The 19,536-nt window shown below is 40.3% G+C and carries 18 protein-coding genes and 1 pseudogene; 2 read left to right on the top strand and 17 right to left on the bottom strand.

The window, feature by feature from the left end; genetic code table 11:
* Positions 1 to 89 precede the first annotated feature (89 nt).
* From BKH46_RS06060 to BKH46_RS06030, 7 genes are all read right to left on the bottom strand, one after another.
* The gene (locus BKH46_RS06060) at positions 90 to 1,154 is read right to left on the bottom strand and encodes an LptF/LptG family permease (RefSeq protein ID WP_095225947.1); all 1,065 of its coding nucleotides are present in this window, start codon (positions 1,152 to 1,154) and stop codon (positions 90 to 92) included.
* Positions 1,154 to 1,729 (bottom strand): aminoacyl-tRNA hydrolase, encoded by a 576-nt coding sequence (gene pth, locus BKH46_RS06055; RefSeq protein WP_095225946.1) that lies wholly within the window; start codon positions 1,727 to 1,729, stop codon positions 1,154 to 1,156. The genes BKH46_RS06060 and pth overlap by 1 nt, the downstream gene beginning before the upstream one ends.
* 7 nt (positions 1,730 to 1,736) lie before the next feature.
* Complete coding sequence (locus tag BKH46_RS06050; protein ID WP_095225945.1) at positions 1,737 to 2,273, bottom strand: 50S ribosomal protein L25/general stress protein Ctc; 537 nt, start codon at positions 2,271 to 2,273, stop codon at positions 1,737 to 1,739.
* An 80-nt stretch (positions 2,274 to 2,353) separates the two neighbouring features.
* A complete protein-coding gene (locus BKH46_RS06045; RefSeq protein WP_095225944.1) occupies positions 2,354 to 3,349 on the bottom strand; it encodes a transaldolase in 996 nt (331 codons plus the stop codon).
* A gap of 52 nt (positions 3,350 to 3,401) precedes the next feature.
* Positions 3,402 to 4,751: a UDP-N-acetylmuramoyl-L-alanyl-D-glutamate--2,6-diaminopimelate ligase gene (locus BKH46_RS06040; protein ID WP_172402582.1), complete on the bottom strand. Its 1,350-nt coding sequence runs from the start codon at positions 4,749 to 4,751 to the stop codon at positions 3,402 to 3,404.
* Positions 4,729 to 5,361 carry a histidine kinase gene (locus BKH46_RS06035; protein WP_095225942.1) on the bottom strand — a complete coding sequence of 211 codons (633 nt, stop codon included), beginning with the start codon at positions 5,359 to 5,361 and terminating at the stop codon, positions 4,729 to 4,731. The genes BKH46_RS06040 and BKH46_RS06035 overlap by 23 nt, the downstream gene beginning before the upstream one ends.
* Before the next feature lie 11 nt (positions 5,362 to 5,372).
* Positions 5,373 to 5,648, bottom strand: coding sequence for a NifU family protein (locus BKH46_RS06030; RefSeq protein ID WP_095225941.1), 276 nt, complete (start codon positions 5,646 to 5,648; stop codon positions 5,373 to 5,375).
* Between the two features lie 246 nt (positions 5,649 to 5,894).
* On the opposite strand from BKH46_RS06030, the gene BKH46_RS06025 reads away from it, so the two are divergent.
* Together BKH46_RS06025 and BKH46_RS06020 are read left to right on the top strand one after the other, a co-directional pair.
* Positions 5,895 to 7,481 carry an inorganic phosphate transporter gene (locus tag BKH46_RS06025; protein WP_095225940.1) on the top strand — a complete coding sequence of 529 codons (1,587 nt, stop codon included), beginning with the start codon at positions 5,895 to 5,897 and terminating at the stop codon, positions 7,479 to 7,481.
* A 106-nt stretch (positions 7,482 to 7,587) separates the two neighbouring features.
* On the top strand, positions 7,588 to 8,901 hold the full coding sequence (locus BKH46_RS06020; RefSeq protein WP_172402584.1) for a hemolysin family protein: 1,314 nt from the start codon (positions 7,588 to 7,590) through the stop codon (positions 8,899 to 8,901).
* 68 nt (positions 8,902 to 8,969) lie between these two features.
* Here BKH46_RS06020 and BKH46_RS06015 read toward each other — a convergent pair whose 3' ends face one another.
* The 10 genes and pseudogenes from BKH46_RS06015 to BKH46_RS05970 form a co-directional block, all read right to left on the bottom strand.
* Complete coding sequence (locus BKH46_RS06015; protein ID WP_172402581.1) at positions 8,970 to 10,277, bottom strand: outer membrane family protein; 1,308 nt, start codon at positions 10,275 to 10,277, stop codon at positions 8,970 to 8,972.
* A 132-nt stretch (positions 10,278 to 10,409) separates the two neighbouring features.
* Positions 10,410 to 11,771 (bottom strand): outer membrane family protein, encoded by a 1,362-nt coding sequence (locus BKH46_RS06010; RefSeq protein ID WP_095225937.1) that lies wholly within the window; start codon positions 11,769 to 11,771, stop codon positions 10,410 to 10,412.
* A gap of 169 nt (positions 11,772 to 11,940) precedes the next feature.
* Positions 11,941 to 13,356, bottom strand: a complete 1,416-nt coding sequence (locus tag BKH46_RS06005; protein WP_095225936.1) for an outer membrane family protein — start codon at positions 13,354 to 13,356, stop codon at positions 11,941 to 11,943.
* Between the two features lie 368 nt (positions 13,357 to 13,724).
* Positions 13,725 to 15,104 carry an outer membrane family protein gene (locus tag BKH46_RS06000; RefSeq protein WP_095225935.1) on the bottom strand — a complete coding sequence of 460 codons (1,380 nt, stop codon included), beginning with the start codon at positions 15,102 to 15,104 and terminating at the stop codon, positions 13,725 to 13,727.
* 1,247 nt (positions 15,105 to 16,351) lie between these two features.
* Positions 16,352 to 16,774, bottom strand: coding sequence for a hypothetical protein (locus tag BKH46_RS05995; RefSeq protein WP_095225934.1), 423 nt, complete (start codon positions 16,772 to 16,774; stop codon positions 16,352 to 16,354).
* A 12-nt stretch (positions 16,775 to 16,786) separates the two neighbouring features.
* Positions 16,787 to 17,056, bottom strand: a complete 270-nt coding sequence (locus tag BKH46_RS05990) for a hypothetical protein (protein ID WP_095225933.1) — start codon at positions 17,054 to 17,056, stop codon at positions 16,787 to 16,789.
* Position 17,057: 1 nt separating this feature from the next.
* Positions 17,058 to 17,249 carry a hypothetical protein gene (locus tag BKH46_RS05985; protein ID WP_095225932.1) on the bottom strand — a complete coding sequence of 64 codons (192 nt, stop codon included), beginning with the start codon at positions 17,247 to 17,249 and terminating at the stop codon, positions 17,058 to 17,060.
* Positions 17,250 to 17,368: 119 nt separating this feature from the next.
* Positions 17,369 to 17,680 (bottom strand): hypothetical protein, encoded by a 312-nt coding sequence (locus BKH46_RS05980; protein ID WP_095225931.1) that lies wholly within the window; start codon positions 17,678 to 17,680, stop codon positions 17,369 to 17,371.
* A gap of 350 nt (positions 17,681 to 18,030) precedes the next feature.
* Complete coding sequence (locus tag BKH46_RS09400; protein WP_143428919.1) at positions 18,031 to 18,912, bottom strand: hypothetical protein; 882 nt, start codon at positions 18,910 to 18,912, stop codon at positions 18,031 to 18,033.
* 124 nt (positions 18,913 to 19,036) lie between these two features.
* Positions 19,037 to 19,536: pseudogene (locus tag BKH46_RS05970) on the bottom strand (coiled-coil domain-containing protein); the annotation flags it as partial.

Below are 19,536 nucleotides of genomic sequence, written 5' to 3'. Positions count from 1 at the left end.
TCCACTCCTTTTGCTTCCCTCTAGCTTTTTACTTCTCTCTCTGTTTTGTGCTTGCCTTGTTTAAAGATATTTTTATATTTGATAGAGTTTTAGGTTTTAATGTCGATCTTTTTAAAATGCCATACAGACACAGCGCCCAAAAGCACCAAAGGGGCTAAGATACCGATTTCAGGCAGAAATAGCCCACTGATACTGAGCTTGCCTAAGGCAAAGAATAAGCCCCAAATGATGAGTGAAATCACGATAAATTCAAAGCTTAGTAATGCTAGATTCCCATATCGTGCTAAGCTGGGGGTGTAGTAGGCGATGATGATAGCAGTGAGTGGGACAAAAAATGGAATCAAGATAAAGCTATAGAGCATGGAGCGGACTTTTTCACTCCCTGCATTTTGTTTTTTGAGTATGAGCATAGACTGGAGTGCGTCTATGATGGATACAGAGGGCTTGTTTTGATAGATAGTATCAAGGATTTTAGGGCGAAAGCCTTTGAGAATCAAGAGTCTATCAATGTGCGTGATATCTAAGCCCTTATCGCCAAGATCAAAGCTTTTAGGCAAGGTAGAGATGGTCGCATTTTGCAGCACCCAATAGCCATTTTCAAAATATGCAGTATCTGCTTGCGTGAAGGAGCTTAGGGCTTTGTTTTGGAGTTGAAAGATCTTGATATGCTGGGCTTTTTGCAAAATAGGATAGATTTTGCCAAAATAAACATAGTCTTGTCCGTATTTGACGAGCAAGTCTTCAGTGGTGTTGGAAAAGCTCCCTTGATAGATGATACCCTCGGCCTTTTCTTGGGCATAGACAAAGGGCGTGGCATTGAGCCCGATATAAAGAAAACTAAAAAAAAGACTGATAGCTAAAATAGGCTTGAGCACGGCTCTTTTAGAAAAGCCAATGGCGAGCAGGGCAGTGTATTGATTGGATTTGATCATACTGACATAAAAGATCACTAAGGCTAAAAGCAAGGAAATAGGGAGTGTGTAATTGAGCGCATAGAGCGCATCATAGACAAAAAATAAAATCGCAAGGTTGGCTGAATCGGGGAATTTATCTACATATTTCAGACTATCAATACTGATAAAAAACATTTCAAGCGCACAAAAAATAATCAAGATATATTTCAAATAATAATACCCCACAAAGCGAAAAAGCATTACAAGCCCTCGTTTTTGATGTTTTGGGTGAAGCGATTTTGCAAGGACAGAAAATCTCGATTGTTGATGAAAAATTCTAATGCCTTTGTGGCGTGCGTGATTGTTTGGTCTTTGAGGGAGAGTTCGCTGGGCTTGAAATCTTGAAGCACATAGTTGATGACAGGTATTTTTTCATCTCTGCTGATACCAAAGCGCAGTCGGTAGTAGTCATTGCCATAGTGGGTATCGATTGATTTGAGACCATTATGCCCACCACTCCCGCCACCTCTTTTAAAGCGCACACACCCTAGGGGCAAGTCTAAATCATCGTGGATAACAAGCAAAGTTTCTAGTTTATAAAAGCGCATGATAGGGGCGATGGCCTCACCAGATGCGTTCATAAAAGTCTGGGGTTTGAGCAAAAAGACTTCTTGGGAGGGGGATTTAGCGATAGCAGCATTGTATGCAGCAGAAAACTGAAATTCAATCCCTAGCTTTAAGGCTAGGGAATCTAAGACTTCAAAGCCTATATTGTGTCTTGTGTGTTTGTATTTATCGGTGGGATTGCCCAAGCCAGCAAGCAGCAAAGATGCCATTTGCTTGTTACTTGGCTTTGATGACACCAACGATGGCAACTGAAAGGTTTTCGATGATTTTGATAGATGGAGTCTGGGGCAAATCTCTGATAAGGATTGAATCGCCCACATCAAGCTTGGATACATCAAGATCATAGCTTGCAGGGAGATTTTCAGGAGCGCCTTCTATGGTAATGCGCTTTTTAGAAAAGAGCAACACGCCTTTATTTTTCAAGCCCACAGGAGTTCCGCTGAGCTTGACAGGGATTTTGTATTTTGAAACCACACCTTTTTGGGCTAAGAGGAGATCGACATGGAGGAGTTCGCTAGTCACGGGGTTTTTTTGATATTCTTGGACGACAACTTCAAGTGTCTGGGAGCCGAGCTTGATAGGGAAGATCAATGATGTTTTTGTCTTGATTGTTTTGATAAAATCGTTGGTCTTAAAAGCACAATGGATATTGGTAGTTCCCTTGCCATAAATATTTGCAATTAGATAACCATCGTTTCTTAGGGCTTTTGTGCTTGCCTTTGAAATACTCTCTCTAATAATGCCTTCTAACATTTTGAATCCTTGTCATTTTGGTTTTAAAAGGGCTTATTTTATCTAAAAATCCTTTAAAGTTTCTAAAAATCTACCAGATATCAGCTCGAAATGCGTTGCAATAATGTTTCAAAAGATGTGATAAAAGCCCTCAAGCCCTCTTCCATCAAGCTCGTATAAAGAGAGGGCATATCAATCCCTGCTGCTTGGATTGCTTGGAGCTGGGAGTGGATCGTCTGTTTGTCTCTTAGGGGTTGGAGAGCGGGGGTTGGGGATTGGAGATAGGCATTGATGGATTCTAGGGGTGCAGTATTGATACAATGGGGCAAGAGCAAAGCCTTGATATAGTGGTCTTTGGGTAGGTGGGGGTCTTTGACGCCCGTGGAGGCAAAGAGTGTGCGGGTATAGGGATTTTCATGAGCTTCTATGAGATGGTAGCACTCCATAGCGTTCAAAACACCTGCTTGGAGCATTAAGCCAGGGGCTTTGTCTTTTAAAATCGGGTCGAGCGCGCGATCAAATCTCGATACAAATACACTGATGACTGCGTGATTTGGTTTGCGTGATTTGGTGGGAGTGTCTTTGAAGATAGCAGCGCATTGTTTGGCTTGTTGGGGGGAGAATATCAAGGTCGCATTGATGGGGATATTGTCTTGATAGAGTGCATGCATTACTTCATAGCCAGCTTGGGTCGCAGGGATTTTGATCATCACATTAGGGGCGTCGATTGCTTCAAAAAGTCGCTTGCCCTCTTGGATACTCTTGGGTGCGTCTTTGCCTAAAAATGGGTCGATTTCGATACTGATATAGCCATTGTTGTTGTCCTTTTCCCAAAGGGGTCTTAGGGCTAGGGCAGCTGTTTTGATGTCTTGTATTGCTATGGTTTCATAGATTTCTTTGGGCTTTTTGCCTTTGAGGGCAGTGATTTGGTGCTGATAAATAGGTGAAGAGAGGATAGAGTTAGCAAAGATACTCGGATTGCTTGTAGCCCCTTGTATCGCACCTTTTTTGAGGAGATCTTTGAAGCCATTTGCTAAAAAATCCCTTTCGATAAAATCACACCACAGGCTAAAGCCTGCTTGTTGTAGAGTTTCCATCATCTTGTCCTTAGATTGTTTTTGAAATATTTTAACGCATTTTGCTTTAAAATCATTTGCGAGTCTTGTGTATCAAATGCTCTCTGATGATCTCTCGGTCATCAAAATGTATATTTTCCCCTCCGATGATTTGATTGGTTTCATCGCCCTTGCCTAAAACAAGCAAGATTTCATCGGGCTCAAGCGCATCTAAGGCCATATGGATTGCTCGTTTTCTATCGGCTTCTATGGTGATGGGGTGGGCTGGGTGTGGGGGGATACCTGCTAGAATATCGGCAATGATGGCTTGGGGGTCTTCTGAGCGTGGGTTGTCTGAAGTGATATAGATTTTTTGGGCATAGTCATAGGCACATCGCCCCATTTTTGGGCGTTTGCTCTTATCTCTATCACCACCTGCTCCAAAGACAACAGAAATTTTTCTTGACTTGAAGCTCTCAAAGATTTGGCGCATTCCATCGTGTGTATGGGCAAAATCCACGATAACAAGAGGGTCTTGCGAGATGACTTCCATTCTCCCACTCACCCCAGCAAAATTCTCAAGATGTTTGATGATCTCTTGCAATGGGGCTTTTGTGAGTGCTTTGATACAAGCAAGCGCTGCTAAGATATTATAGAGATTATGCAAGCCATAGAGGGGGGATTCTATCAAGGATTCTTGCAAGTTAGAATCCCTATTGCGGGGGTCTTCTCTCCAGATGATATGCCCAGAGAGCCCTTGAGTGAGGGAATATGCACTCACGCTTAGATGGGTTTTTGCTTCAATCCCATAACCATAGGCATTTGTGGGGTTGAAAGAGGCTTTTGGTTCATCGCGATTGATGATTTTGAGCGTGGTATCAGCAAAAAAGCTATTTTTGACCCGAATATATTCTTCTAACGTTTTGTGATAGTCGAGGTGGTCGCTAGTGATGTTGGTAAGGACTTTAGCGCAGAAATCAAGTCCGATAATGCGCTCTTGAGTGATGGCGTGTGAGCTGACTTCCATAATGAAAAACTCACAGCCTAAGACCGCTGCTTGCTCGATATCTTCATAAAGCTCTAAAATACTCGGTGTGGTGAGCCCTTTGCCTCTTAGCTGTTTGTCATTGGCAAAAAACCCCCTTGTGCCTAGCAATGCACACAAATATCCCATATCCAATAAAATTGAATAGATGATTGCAGCTGTTGTGGTCTTGCCATTGGTGCCAGTGATACCGATGATTTTAGGTGTGAGGTTGAAATATTTGTGCAAATCTTGTGCGGGCAAAATATCAAGTCCTTTGTCTATGAGCTCTTTGGCAAAGGGGGCATTTTGCTTGGTTTGGACAAATAGCACATCAGAGTCATTGCACGCAATCCTAGAATCATCGCTCAAAAAGGCATATTTTTTTTTGTTGTATTCAATGGGTTTTGGTATTTTCACTTTGCTTTTGAGCCGCCTTTTGTAGGATTTTGTTGATTTTATTGTCATAAAAGGTGAGATTTTGGATATTTTCGATGTAGCTAATCGACATTTCATAGAGGTCGTTTTCAATCAAAAGCTCCAAAAAATCATAAAAATCATTTTTATTGGTGAATATAATTTTAGTGCTAAACATCAAGCTTTGAAAAGTTTTTTTGAAGTTCTTGTTTTTTGTGAGCTTTTTGAAATCTTTATACAAAATCCCATCAATGCTATCAGCTTTTATCGAGTCTTCATCATAAAAAAGATCAGATAATTTATTGAGATTGCTATCAAAAGACTTGATGAGGTCTAAAATCTGGTGTTGGACTTTGGCTCTAGCTGCGCGGGGCTGGGAGTTGAGCAGGTTTTGATAGAGTTCATAAAATCCATAGGCCTCTTTGGGAAAATCCATAGCAATATCTGCGAGCAAAAGCCCTATTTTTGCATTGAGATCGTCTTTGTCTAAAAAAAGTGCTTGCGAGAAAAAGAATAGTGCATTTTGATACGCACCATTGCTAAAGGCCTTAAAGCCCTTGTAGATAAAAGTTCGCTTTTTGGGGTTGTTATTGATCTGAAATGTGGCTTCCATTTTGAGATCCCTTAAGAAATCTGATAGTTTTTTTCTTGCCCGTGGGGGATATTGATGACTTCGATATCTGGGTGGATATCTTCTTTTAACTGCCTTTCAACGCCATATTTGAGGGTATTAGAGCTGCTAGAACAGCCCTTGCACGCCCCTTCAAGACGGACATAGACCTTATTGCCCTTGATACTGAGTATTGTAATATCACCACCATCAAGAGTGAGGGTGGGACGGATTTTTTGGATAGAATTTTCTACAGGTTTTTTGAGCTCTTCATCGCTAAATGGGAACATATCACTTCCTTTTATTGAATAACTATTTGGTTCAAAATTGATTCATTAGCTTGAACGCATATTTTATAGCATAAGTTTTGAAGTTTTTGTAAATAGAAAGTTTGTTGTGTATAAAACCTAAGCCCTTTTCTATCTCTGCTAGGACTTAGGGGGTCTTAAAAAAGAGGGGAGGTCTGATAAAAATGGCTTAAAAAAGTTTTCTTTGGGATAACTTTTGATATGATAACGCCAAAAGCATTGCTGGAGATGGGCGTGGAAATCAAAGATGTGGATCATTTTCAAAAAATAGATAAAAGGTTTCAAAAAGATAGCTCTAAAATTGCCATCATTATGGTTTTTGCGGTATTTATTTCTTTGATTGCTCTAAATTTTGGCAATCTCTCTCACCCGTTGTTGTTGGTATTGACTACGATTATCGGGGGCTATATGGCGATGAGTATCGGTGCTAATGATGTCGCTAATAATGTAGGTCCTGCAGTTGGTTCTAAAGCTATCACGCTCACAGGGGCTATCATCATCGCAGCAGTTTGTGAAGCAGGGGGTGCTATCATCGCTGGGGGCGATGTTGTGGATACAATCAAATCAGGCATTATCGATCCCATGAGTATTGCTACACCTAAAGTCTTTGTTGCTGTAATGCTTGCAGCCTTGGTATCAGGAGCTGTTTGGGTGCATTTGGCAACGATTTTAAAAGCACCAGTATCCACGACACACTCCATTGTAGGGGGGATATTGGGTGCAGGGATTGCTGCTGGGGGCTTGGGCGTGGCAAAATGGGCAGTGCTTGGGGGGATTGTAGCGAGTTGGATCATCTCGCCATTGATGGGTGGGGTGATTGCGATGGCTTTTTTGATGTTGATAAAAAAGACCATCACCTATAAGCAAAACAAAAGATTAGCGGCTAAAAAAGTCGTGCCGATACTGATTTTTGTTATGGCTTGGGCATTTGGTCTGTATTTGATTTTAAAAGGCTTGAGTAAAGTCTATTCTATGGGACTTTTTACTGCTATTGTGGTGAGTTTTTTGGTTGCTTTGGGGATATATTTTATCATCAAGCCGCTTGTAAGCGCAAAGGCCGATACACTCCAAAATACAAAAGAAGATATCAATGCCCTTTTTACGATCCCTTTGGTGTTTGCAGCTGCGTTATTGAGCTTTGCGCACGGGGCAAATGATGTGGCCAATGCAATCGGTCCATTAGCTGCTATCAATCAGGCTTTAGGGAGTCTTGTGAGCGTGGGAGAGAAGGCGAGTGTGCCTTTGTGGATTATGGTTGTTGGAGGGCTTGGGATTTCATTAGGGCTTGCGCTCTATGGCCCTAGACTGATTAAGACCGTGGGGAGTGAGATCACAGAGTTGGATAAAATGCGAGCTTTTTGTATTGCGATGTCTGCAGCACTCACGGTATTGATCGCTTCAGGACTGGGCTTGCCAGTGAGCTCAACACATATTGCTATTGGTGGGGTCTTTGGGGTAGGATTTTTGCGGGAATATCTCAAAAAGCGATACCACGAAATGCAGCAAACAATTCTCTCAGCCCATAGTGGCAAGGACGCAAAAGTCGCTCTGGAATTTTTAGAAAAATTCAATCAAGCGAGCGTGAAGCGCAAAGGTGCAATGCTTGAGGGACTCAAAAAAATGCATAAAAAATCTTCCCTGCCCCATTTGAATAAAAAAGAAAAAAAATCGCTCAAAAAAGTCTATAAAAACGAATTAGTCAAGCGCAGTATTATCCATAAAATTATTGCTTCTTGGATTATCACCGTGCCTGTTTCAGCCATCTTGGGGGCGATAACATATTTTATTGTGACTGCAGTGGGCTTGGGACTTTAGCAATCCTTAGAATATTTATGCTAGAATAATCAGATAAGCAAGTGCTTTGCTTTGAGCAATGTTTCAATTTAAGGAGTAATGATTGGACCCGTATCATTCGGTTTTAATGTTTGTTTTTGCGATTTTTTTAGTTTTTTTAAATGCCTTTTTTGTTCTTTCTGAGTTTGCTATCGTTAAGGTGAGGAAATCTCGCCTTGAAGAGCTCGCCAAAGGCAATGGTGCCAACGCAAAGCTAGCCTTGAAAATCTCCCATCAGCTTGATACTTATTTGAGTGCTACACAACTAGGGATCACACTTTCTTCTCTTGCACTTGGTTGGATAGGAGAGCCTGCTGTAGCTGCACTCATCAGTGTCCCTCTTAAAGGGCTTTTTGAGTCCAATCCTATCTTGCTCCATACCGTTAGTTTTGTGATTGCTTTTACTTTTATCACGCTTTTGCATGTGGTCTTAGGGGAGATTGTGCCCAAATCGATTGCGATTGCTAAGTCTGAAAAATCTGCACTTTTTGTCGCTAGGCCGCTGTATTCTTTTTGGATTGTTTTTTATCCAGTGATTAGGCTTTTTGATATTTTGGCTGCTTTTTTTCTCAAGAAAATCGGCATAGAGCCCGCCAAAGAAAGTGAAGCAGCCCACTCAGAAGAAGAGCTAAAAATCATTGTAGGCGAGAGCTTAAAGGGTGGATTTATCGACTCCATCGAGGGAGAAATCATCAAAAATGCCGTGGATTTCTCTGATACGATCGCTAAAGAAATCATGACTCCTAGAAAAGATATGATTTGTCTCAATGCAGAAAAAAGCTATGAAGAAAATATCCAAATCGTGATGGAAAGTCGCCATACAAGATACCCCTATTGTGAGGGGAGCAAGGATAATATTATTGGAATGATCCATATTCGAGATTTGCTCACAAGCTCAGTTTTTGACTCCAATAAGCACGAGCTCAAGGCCTTGGTGCGGGAGATGATTATCGTGCCTGAGAGTGCGTCGATTTCACAAATACTGATTAAAATGAATAAAGAACAAATCCATACAGCATTGGTGATTGATGAATATGGCGGGACAGCAGGGCTTTTGACAATGGAAGATATCATCGAGGAGATTATGGGGGATATTTCTGATGAGCACGATTTAAAGACAGAAGATATGCATCGCATTGATGAAGACACTTATGAGTTTGAGGGAATGATGGATTTAGAGAGTGTTGAAGAAGCGATGGATATTAGTTTTGATGATGGGTGTGAGCAGGTGACTATCGGCGGCTATGTGTTTGGGCTGTTGGGCAGGCTGCCTGTGGTGGGGGATCGCGTGCGTGATAAGTATTGTGAATTTGAGGTTTTGAGTATGGACGGCGCTAGGATTAAAAGACTTCAAGTCCGTAAAATCCTTGAAACACCACACGCACAGACACAAGAGGCTTGAATCTGATTTCAAATCTTACAAATAGCCTTTGCTGATATGTTGGAGCAGGGGAGGGCAAAGGTTTTGGTTTAAAACATATGCTTGATATAAGTAGAGATATAGCTGCGATCTTCTTTGATGTCGTGGGTTAGGTATGTGTGATAGACTTGATAGCCCTTTTTGGTGGTGTCATCAAAATAAGTAAAATTGACCCCCAAACTCAACTTATCAGCAAAAAAATAATCCATATTCAAAGACAAACTTTCTTCATCGCTTCTTTTGCTAGCTGTGTAGCGATTGACAATATTCATATTGAATTTTTGGTATTTGAATCCATAAAACACAATGTTATTGAACGCATTGGCTGCAAAGATTGCGTTATTGGCTGTCCCGCGATCATAGATAGTGCTATCATTGAGGTCGATACCTAAAGGGTTGCCATATCCTCCGACAAATTCATTGGCATTGCCAAAGTTTTCATAGATTTGGAAGCCGAAGTGATGTTTGAGGGCACTGCTAGAGATTCTAAAAATCTGCTTGAGTAAAAAGCTCTCCCCACCAGCCCCCACCAATCGCCCCTTATAGCCCTCCAAGCTTGGCAAGGTGATACTCCCAAATACAGGCGTGTTGCCATTGTCATAGACAGAGAGTCGTTTTTGGGCTTTGGGAGTGTGGTGGATATAGAAGCTTGAGAGTGTCGTTTCAGAGGTTATTGGCGTTGCCCAAAGCATAAAGTTATTGATATATTCCAGACGAAACCCCGCCATCAAATAAAGATTGGGCTGGGATTGGATATAGGGGATAAAGGTCGTGTGTGGGTATTTGAGTTTGATACCTGCAGCAAATGTGGGGACTTTAGATGCATTGATATATTTGAAATCCTTGAGCCATTTCCCCCCCAAAGAAGACTTTTTGTGTGTCATCACCCCCCAAGTGTCCGTGTGTTCGGTCTTGAAATGGATCTCAGCTCCCTCTTGATTGCCCGTGAGCCAATCGGTATTTTTGAACAAAAATCGACCAATTTTGAAGCTAAAAAAGCTATTGTTATACCCAATGTAGAGATTGGAGAGGTAGTAGTTTTTGGTATTGAGGGCGCTGGCTTTGTTTTGACTCCAAAAGCCTGCATAATAGCCCAGATATTTATAAGCCATACCATTGGGATTGACTAGCTTGCCTGTGGTATCTCTGTCATATTTGGTCGAATCATAGACAATCCCGCCAAAAGCAAAGCCAATGCCTGCATTGAAATGGTTTGAAAATGTGTGATCGAGGTTGAGTGTGGCATAGAGGTCTGAGAAGCTATCGGTGGGGTATTGACCTTTTGATACATCGATGGGGGCGTGGTTGAAGCCGAATTTAGAATAGCTAGAAATATTCCCCGAAAAATCATCCCTCAACCTAGAAGCCCCCTCACAAAATACGCCATACAAAAAAATAAAAATTATTGCTCTTTTTAGGAAAATCACTCTTTTTTAACCTTATTGTTTCTATGGATTCTACTATTATCCAACTTATATTTTCATAAGTATTCAAAAATTATGCTGGATAAATGTAGAGATATAGCTCCTATCTTGTGTTACATTTTGAGTGAGTGGTTTGGGTTTGTTGCCGCTATAGCCTAGTGTAAAGCCTTTAAAGGTGGTGTTATTGTAATATTCTGCTTTAAGGCCTGCTAAGATGTTGTGTGCGAATTTATAATCAAGTCCGATAGAAAATGCCTCTTCTCTAGCACGGGGCGTATCTGTGTAGCGACCTAGCAAGGTGATTTTGAGTTGGGCGTATTGAGCCCCCGCGAATAAAAATCCATTGATAGCATCTCTGCGGAATACATTGTTCCACGCTGCACTATCATACACGCTATTATCGTAGTTATCAAAGCCCGTAGGATCTCCATAGGGGGCTAAAAACTCATTGGGATTGCCAAAGTTTTTATAAAACGCCCCACCAAAATAATAACGATCAATCTCAAAGGTCTGCTTGAGTAAAAGGCTCTCCCCGCCTCTGCCAACAAACTGCTGCCCAGGATATAGCAGCGCATCGTAGTTGTTATAAGCAGTTGATTTTTGGAGAGCAGGGCCTACATGGGTCATATGTAAAAAGATAATTTCAGTTTTAGATCGGAAGCCCTCAGATTTGAAATCGGGGTTGGTATCATAGGTCAAATGGATCCCTGGGGCATAAAACCTTGAATCTTGTGCGTAAAAATAAGGCTGTGCGCTGAAATTTTTATATTTGAACTCTGCACCCACTCCAAAGACATAAAAGCCCTTGCCATTGTCTTTTGCGACATTGGGATTGATGTATTTATAGTCTTTGAACCATTTCCCGCCCCACGAAGCTCTATGGTTGGTAGCAAAACTCCAAAGTCTAGTATGCGGGATCGCCCAAGACTGCAAATACAAGCCTTGTATATAGCCGCTGAACCAATCCCCGGGCATTTGGAAACGCCCCCCTTTGATCTGGATATATTTATCATAAGTGTAGGTGATGAAGGCATTTTGTATGAAGTAATTTTTTGTGTTGTTTGCAGAAGCACTGAATCTGTAGTCGTTCCCTGCCCAAAAGCCAAAATAATTCCACACCAAGCCATCGGGGTTGAGCGTGGTGTTATCAATGGTTTTTTGGTATTTTGTCCCATCATAGACAATTCCTCCTATCGTCCCTCCAAGCCCTGCTTGAAATCCTGCACCGATATCCATATTTACCCCCAAAGAAGCGATCATTGTAGAAAATGAATCTGTGGGGTATTTGCCTTTTGCTTGATTGATTTTGTCGTTATTGAAGCCAAATTTTGAATAGTTTTGCACTTGTCCATTGACTTTATACTCAAAGCCATTGCCCAAAGAAGTGAATATACCTACTGCTAGCAGGGTTTTGCCTAGAGTTTTCATAGTTGCTCCTAAAATATTTTTATGGACAACTTTATTTAATGTTAGGACAGATTAAAATAAGTTTAAATATAAAAATAGGAAATGACCCAAAGAAGAGAAGTATTTATTTTTGTAACATATTGGGGGTATGTTACAAAAAATTTTAGGAAATGATTGCAGAGATGAAAGACTAGAAGCTATAGCTAATATGTGTCATGATATGGCTTCTGTCTTGGATAATGGTATGTGCGATCCCATAGCTCCCTGCATTGGCATCAGCAACTCCTGTAGCAGGATCGATCACACTTCCATTGCTATCCAAATAGCCCGCACCTGGGTTGTAGCCTGCGTTGGTAGCAGAGTTGAAATATTCAAGCTTGATACCTGCTTGGATATGGTGTGTGAATTGATAATCAAGATAGAGCGCTAAGCTTTGTTCATTAGCACGTGGTGCGGTTGTGACACGACCGACTATATCCCAGCTAAACTGCCCATAACTCGCGCCACCTTTTAAAAACGCTGTAAAGGCATCGGCTGCTGTGATGTTGTTGATACCTGCATAACCGATGTTATAAATCGTGTCTGTCCATTGCTCAACTCCGATGGGATTGCCATAAGTTCCGATATTTTGGTTGGGATTGCCGATGTTGAGATAGATCCCTCCACCAAAATTGTAGTTGTTGAGGTCAAATTCTTGTTTGAGGAGGATAGTGCCCCCACCAGGCCCTTGCAAGCCCTTCCACTTGCCCCCATCTAAATAAGGATCCCAAGTATTGTATCTTGCAGGGGCGTATCTGCCATATTTGGAGTTTTGGGCTTGATAGACATACATACCGATAAAGGTTGTCTTAGATCGGAAGCCATCGCCTCCAAAATTTGGATTGGTATCATAGATAAGCTTCACGCCAGGGGCTGTAAAAGTTTCAGGAGAAAACCATACAAAGGGCTCAGCTGTGATACCTTTGTGATTATAAGTGACACCTAGGGCGTGGACACCATAGTATTTTTCTCGATAGAAATTATACAGCCATTGCCCATCAGCAATCCCTCTCCCCCAAGAGGTGAAGGCATAAAAAGTGAAGTCTGCTAGCTTGAGTGTGGCTTTTGCTCCTTCTGTGTATTGATAGAACCAATCCATATCAGATTTGTATCGACCGACAATGATATGGAACATATCGCCGTATTTATAGTCCAAATAAGCATTATAGATGATGTAATTTTTTGCGTTGCGGCTTGTGGCGTTTGTGTAGTAGTTGGGAAACCAGCCGTTCCACTCGCCCATATATTCATAGCCGAGTCCATAGGGTGTAGCGAGGTTGCCATTGACATCTTTAGCAAATTTAGTTGAATCATATGCCTGCCCGCCTACAGCCCCGCCAAGCCCAGCACTCAAGCCATTAAAGAGCTGTGCATCTATCTGCATAGTTCCTGTCATATTGACAAAGCTTTCTGTGGGATATTGCCCTTTTTTTGCATCGATTTTGCTATTGTTGAAGCCAAATTTTGAAAAATTGATTGCACTCCCACTGACTTTATAGTCAAAGCCATACATATTGGTCAAAACCAGCATTGATATTGCTAGCACCCTTGCTTTATTTGGAAACATAATTCACTCCTTGGATCTTTGCTTTTTGTAGGATTTTATTCTATAGGAAAATAATAAATGTTGATAATATACATACCAAGTCTTGACAATTAATTCATAATTGTAACAAATGCTCACACAAAGCCCACACAAAATATAAAAAGGCAAAAATAATAGGGAGATAAAGGGCAAAAAAATGGGGGGGGGGGAGAAGATGAAGGGGAGGGGAGATAAAAAAAGAGGAAAAAAATAAAAAAATGGGGGGAAAAGATAAAGAAATAAAAGGGCAAGGGATTTGAGAGAGATTGGCTAGCTAGGGATTTAGCCTTGCTCTCTGATTGTCCCTTGATTGCCCTTTGAATCTTTGAGATTTGAATATTTAAAGATAATTAGAATTTTGTCCTTAAAAATGTCATCATATGGCTTCTATCAGAGGTGTCTTGAGGCTGACCTGGGACACGGCTATTGCTGCCGACTTTATAGCCAGCGTGCGTGATGTCATTGTAGTATTCAAGCTTAAGCCCTGCTGAAAAATTTCGCGTGAAGTCATAGGCGACATTGACTGCTAGACTTTGTTCATCACTGCGCTTGCTTGTGGTGACTCTACCGAGCAAGCCCCATACAAATTTGCCGTGCACACCCCCACCATAGAGGAAAGCTGTGAAGGCATCTTCGCCCATAATATCACTGAGTGAAGAGCCAATATCATAGACGCTCGCTGTCCAGAAGTCTATGCCGATGGGGTTTCCATAAGTCCCCACTTGCGCATTGGCATTGCCAAAGTTTTTATAAATCCCCCCACCGAGATTGTAGTTATTGATATCAAATCGTTGTTTGATGAGTAAAGTCTGTCCATTTCTGCCTGTGGGGTTGCCATAGCGGCTCACTTCCCATAACCGAGGGTCAAAAAACGGAAATAGCCCATATACGGTGGTTTGAGAACGGAATCCAGTCCCGTTGAAGTCTGGATTGGTATCATAGCCGATCTCGATACTTGGGGCTGTGTAGGTCTTGGGTGAAAAGTAAATAAAAGGCGAGAGTCTAAAGCCCCCGTGCTGCCAAGTCGCCTTGAAGGCGTGGATACCTAGATTGATTGTCTTGCCACTTGGGGTGGTGTAGGTCTTGGGGGCATAAAAATCATAGAGCCACTCATCATAAGCAAAGCCCCGTCCATAGGAGCTAAACCACCAAAGCTTGAATTCTGAAAACTTTACATAAGTTTCAAAGCCCTCTGTAAAGCCACTTGAAAATTCTGCACTCGATTCATAGCGCCCCCCTTTGATACCAAAAATACCCGCATAATCATAGTTCAAAAACGCATTATAGATGACATAATTTCGAGCGTGATTAGCCATACCTGCGTTGCTAGAGCTCCAATCGGCTGTTCCGTTATAAGTCGCCCAATAGCCAATGTAGTTATAAATTGTCGAGCCATAGGGCTTGCCTGTGGCTTGGTCGATGAGATTTCTAGTCGAATCATAAGCAAGACCACCGATCATTCCTCCAAGCCCTGCCGTCAATTTGTGCTCAGTTGATAGCTTTGAGAGCAAGTCTAAGTCAATCTGCAAAGCCCCTACAGCAGTCACGAAGCTTTCTGTGGGGTATTTACCTTTGGTTGAGTTTATGGGCGTATGATTGAATCCAAATTTTGAGAAAGACTCTGCTTTGCCGCTGATAGTGTAGTCAAATGGCAGACTTGAGCTGAGCGCATCGAGCGAAGAAGTGCCGACTAAAGCAAGTAAGGCGAGTTTGAAATATGCTTTTTTCATAGGGAGTTCCTTCCTAAAATGTCAAGTTTTGGATCAAGGAAATATAGTAAGGTGGCTCTAAAAATGGCTTGCTACCTACTTCCTAGTCCAATCTTAGCATACAGAGGTTTTAAATTCCTTTAAGCAGGGCGTGGATTTTGCTTTTGTGAAGTTTTTACACATTTTTAAGCACTTGAGGGCGTGGTTTGGTGCGAGTTTGTATGGCGCTATAGAATTGATTGATGGTATCTGTTAAAATACAAAGAAAGCAGAATATGGATTGCAAATGACTTATTGATTTGTTTGCAAGGATTGGTGGGATTAGATATGGCTTTGAAATCAAGGGTGGTCGGTATGGGTTTTTGAGTGGAATAGATTTGTTGGCTTAATGGTTGGTAGCTAAATCTATTCTTTTATGATAGCTAGAAAAAATCTCGACTTTTACATTTGCATTTCTTATATTTTCCCAAAAGGGTTAATGCCCTTGATTTGCTATATTATAGCATAGCCTTTTTTCTCAAGCTACAAACAAAATCCAAAGGGAGCATAAACAAGCCTTGAGTTGGGGATTTGACCTAAAGGGTGGTTATCAAACAATAGACACAAAAACTCATTGTCAAAAACTAACCAGTTGATAACCACTTTTTTGAATATGGGGAAGTTTCGCAAATCAGGGGCTTGCAGAAAATCTATCAAAAAAATCTACAAAAAAACTCGTAAAATAGGTGGTTTTAGAGGAAAATAATGTATCAATGTTTGGAATATTGTATGCAAAAGAAAATAGTAATGGTGGAGTGTAGGGGGTTCGATAAATTGTATTCAAATAACATATAGCAGGTGATTTGTGCGTATTGAATTATTCGCATTTGATAACCATCTATGGCAATCAGCATTTTCCCTTTCCTAAAAAGCTAAAAACTCTAATCCCAAAAAGGGGCTATTGTCGATCACAAAACCTAAACGATTGTGCGCGTTTTATATTGATTGAGAATAATGGTTTCAGACTTGGATTGGTTATAATTATGCTTGAGATTGTGCCACAGAGAGCCACAATCTCTCGGTGGCAAATTTATGACCTCGAAATGAGGTGGTAGAAATGCTACTGATAAAGATAGTCAAACCTATCTCAATAAGTTTAGGGACTTCTTGTTCCTAAACGCTTTGACTATCTAGCTCTCTATAACAGATACCAACCTTTTTGAAATTGATTAAAAGCTCCAATGAGCCCTTAATGAACCTCAAAGTAGAGGAAATCCCTAGAAGGGATTTTATGAAAAGTATCCTTTGTCAAAGGTGTGGGGTGTAAGCCATACCTCATTTACACAATCAAAAATTGCATAATCGTATTCCAAGCCTAGGTTATTACACCAATCTTGTAGTTCAAACCATAGATTGATTAATTCATTTTCACTCAAGGATCTAAGATAATTTGCCAATTCTTGATCATCTTGCATATGAGTGGCTTTTAAAAGCATTGAAGAGTGATTTTCTTCTTTATTATGGTCAGCTAACCATTCAGCTCGCCATAAATCTCTTTCCATTTCGTGTATTCCATGGTTTAAGCATCTTCGTAGTGATTGGTAGAGATTTATGCTACAATTTTCAATAATTGATCCATATTTTCTTCCCATATCTTCGGTAGGTGCTTGCAAAAGGACAAAAAAGCCTTCTGATTGTGTTGTCTTTTCCATTATGTTTCCTTTCTAGTATGTAATTGTTTTGACTTGCTTCAATTGAATTTTATTGGGCAAGATTGTGATTAAAAAGTCCTTTTCTTCCGTGAGCCTTTCATATCCCCAACCCATATATTTAGAGATATGCTCTTTTGTGGTGAGAATATTGGCTTTGGGATAGAAAATTACCTTATTTCCGTATTTATAAACTCCTTCTTGTTTTCGCATTCTATTTGGATCTTTACCCATAGAGAGCAAGATAGAAGCAAAAATCTTATTGGGTGCCAAAGTTTCCATCATATCATCTCCTCGCTAATTCAATTTTGCATCCACTGAACTCTTTGGCAAATGCTGAAGAATAAAGAGAAGCTCTTGAATCTTGAGAGGGTTTTTGGCATAATTGCACTTGCTTGGTTTTTCCTGCTGATAAACTAAAAGCTATCAAAGGAATTGCCAATGCAAGAATAGATATGACAGTTGTTCGGTTTTTCATGTATATTTACCTCATAAGTGAGGGCAGTAATTCTTACCTTTAGGCAGGCAGGATTTGCTGCCCTAGTAGGCAAGAACTAAAAGTTCAACTTTAGCTGTATATAGGTTTCATCCCTTGTTTTATGTCCCCATTGTTTTGTATGGCAACACAAAATCTTGGGGATTTCTCCAATATACTTCTCCGTTAATGAAAACAATCTCATAAGCCAATAAATTTTTATCTTGAAAAATGGTCTTGACTAGTTTGTCGATTGTTTTTTGACTTCTCGAAATTCTTTTGTGGGCATAAATAGTATCTGCACTCAGAAAAGACAAAACTTCATTTGTATAATCAGGCACTAATAATTCTTCATTCCACCATTGATAATTGGCTTTTTTTAGACATTTGATAAGGGTTGAATATACTTCTTGTTTCGTTAGTTTATTTCTCATTGTTTTTCCTTAAAGTTGTAGTTAAAATCCAAGGTTAATTACCCCATAGGGAGAAAATTAACCCACCTATGGAGATGTTGTTGCAGTGTTTTATTTGATTTTTTACTTCACGCCAACCATTGGGACAGAAATATCCCATGTGGGCATAAAGCAACTCTAGGCTGTGTTTAAAGGGGTGTTTGAGGAAAATCCTCTGGGGTTAAAAGGTAAGGCTTTAGTCTTTGCAGTGAGTATTGCCTGTTGTGTCATCTTTATTTGTTTTGACAAAGAGAGCACAAAGCAAAACAACAATTGCAAGTATTAGCATAAGAAGCTGACCGAAACTCATTTATTCCTCCTTGTAAAAGGAATTAGAGTAGTTTTATAATAGCAGTAGAGATGATAATACCTGTTGCAACGCTTCCTACCATCCATTTGATAATAGAAAACTTGAAAGCACCAATTTTATCATCTAGGTTTTTGTTGGAGATAGCAAATCTCTCATCTGCACTTTTGGAAAGGGCACCAATTTTATCATCTAGGTTTTTGTTGGAGATAGCAAATCTCTCATCTGCACTTTTGGAAAGGGCACCAATTTTATCATCTAGGTTTTTGTTGGAGATAGCAAATCTCTCATCTACGGTTTTGGAAAAGATAGCAAATCTCTCATCCATTTTTTGAGAGAGAAGGTCAAAATGTTTTTGGGTTTGTTTCCCCAAGGTATCAATCTTCTCAATAAGAGATTGTTCAACATTGTCAATCTTCTCATTGAGGGACTTTTCAACATTGTCAATCTTTTTGTTGAGAGATTGTTCAACATTATCAATTTTCTCATTGAGGGTATCTATTTTATCTTCACATCTAGTGAGCCTTGTTTCTATTTGCCCAAATTTTTTTTCTATTTGAGTTTCATTTTTGGCAAATTGCTCTTGGATTTTAGATTTAGTTCGTTCTACCTTAGATGCAACTTCACTAATCTTTTTTTCTAACTTAGCACTAATTGTTTTTAGGTCTGATTTGGTAGCAAATTCCTTAGACAGCTCAATCTTGATACGATAGATAATATCATCAATCTTTTCATTGACAGCATCTCGCACGCTTTGGGTTTGTTCTGCTAGGATTTGTTTGAGGGCAAGTGTGAGCGTTTCAGCCTGATTATCTGGGAAGTTATTATGAATAGCTTCATAGACTTTTTTACTGAGTTCATAATTCAATCGCATCACTTCTCCTTGTGGATTTGTATATTGTAGCATAATTTATCCTTTATAGGTTTTGGTATTGGGGACAGAAAATCCCTCATAAGCATAAAGCAACTTAAACGGACACAACAATCCCTTTATTTATCAAGGTTTAACAATGACAAAAGGTAGGGGGAGATTAGAGTAGTTTTATAATAGCAGTAGAGATGATAATACCTGTTGCAACGCTTCCTACCATCCATTTGATAATAGAAAACTTGAAAGCACCAATTTTATCATCTAGGTTTTTGTTGGAAATAGCAAATCTCTCATCTACGGTTTTGGAAAGATGTTTGAGTTCAGTTCGCAACTCTGCAATTTCAGTTCTTACTTCTGCAACATCTTGCTTGAGTTCTACCCTCAACTCTGCAACATCTTGCTTGAGTTCAGATTTTGTTTCTGCTATCTCTGTTCGCAACTCTGCTATCTCAAGTCTTATCTTAGAGATTTCTCCCATAAGTTTTTGCTCGAGTTTAGCGACAGCTGCTTCTAGGTCGGACTTAGTAGCAAACTCTCCTATAAGTTCGCATCTCACTTCATAAATGATCTGCTTGATTTTTCTATTGACCGTATCAATCACCACTTGACTTTGGTGGCTCAAGATATGTTCAATTGTAAAGACAATGATCTCTGTATCTC

The sequence above is a fragment of the Helicobacter sp. 12S02634-8 genome, from assembly GCF_002272865.1.
GTDB lineage: Bacteria > Campylobacterota > Campylobacteria > Campylobacterales > Helicobacteraceae > Helicobacter_J.
The sequence above is the reverse complement of the archived record's forward strand: the minus strand, read 5'-3'. Positions and strand labels throughout refer to the sequence as shown.

Excerpts from the sequence above, each read along its gene's own strand:
- BKH46_RS06060 (WP_095225947.1), bottom strand. The coding sequence starts at position 1,154 with ATGCTTTTTCGCTTTGTGGGGTATTATTATTTGAAATATATCTTGATT.
- pth (WP_095225946.1), bottom strand. The coding sequence starts at position 1,729 with ATGGCATCTTTGCTGCTTGCTGGCTTGGGCAATCCCACCGATAAATAC.
- BKH46_RS06050 (WP_095225945.1), bottom strand. The coding sequence starts at position 2,273 with ATGTTAGAAGGCATTATTAGAGAGAGTATTTCAAAGGCAAGCACAAAA.
- BKH46_RS06045 (WP_095225944.1), bottom strand. The coding sequence starts at position 3,349 with ATGGAAACTCTACAACAAGCAGGCTTTAGCCTGTGGTGTGATTTTATC.
- BKH46_RS06035 (WP_095225942.1), bottom strand. The coding sequence starts at position 5,361 with ATGGAAGCCACATTTCAGATCAATAACAACCCCAAAAAGCGAACTTTT.
- BKH46_RS06030 (WP_095225941.1), bottom strand. The coding sequence starts at position 5,648 with ATGTTCCCATTTAGCGATGAAGAGCTCAAAAAACCTGTAGAAAATTCT.
- BKH46_RS06025 (WP_095225940.1), top strand. The coding sequence starts at position 5,895 with ATGGGCGTGGAAATCAAAGATGTGGATCATTTTCAAAAAATAGATAAA.
- BKH46_RS06020 (WP_172402584.1), top strand. The coding sequence starts at position 7,588 with ATGTTTGTTTTTGCGATTTTTTTAGTTTTTTTAAATGCCTTTTTTGTT.
- BKH46_RS06010 (WP_095225937.1), bottom strand. The coding sequence starts at position 11,771 with ATGAAAACTCTAGGCAAAACCCTGCTAGCAGTAGGTATATTCACTTCT.
- BKH46_RS06005 (WP_095225936.1), bottom strand. The coding sequence starts at position 13,356 with ATGTTTCCAAATAAAGCAAGGGTGCTAGCAATATCAATGCTGGTTTTG.
- BKH46_RS06000 (WP_095225935.1), bottom strand. The coding sequence starts at position 15,104 with ATGAAAAAAGCATATTTCAAACTCGCCTTACTTGCTTTAGTCGGCACT.
- BKH46_RS05995 (WP_095225934.1), bottom strand. The coding sequence starts at position 16,774 with ATGGAAAAGACAACACAATCAGAAGGCTTTTTTGTCCTTTTGCAAGCA.
- BKH46_RS05990 (WP_095225933.1), bottom strand. The coding sequence starts at position 17,056 with ATGATGGAAACTTTGGCACCCAATAAGATTTTTGCTTCTATCTTGCTC.
- BKH46_RS05985 (WP_095225932.1), bottom strand. The coding sequence starts at position 17,249 with ATGAAAAACCGAACAACTGTCATATCTATTCTTGCATTGGCAATTCCT.
- BKH46_RS05980 (WP_095225931.1), bottom strand. The coding sequence starts at position 17,680 with ATGAGAAATAAACTAACGAAACAAGAAGTATATTCAACCCTTATCAAA.
- BKH46_RS09400 (WP_143428919.1), bottom strand. The coding sequence starts at position 18,912 with ATGCTACAATATACAAATCCACAAGGAGAAGTGATGCGATTGAATTAT.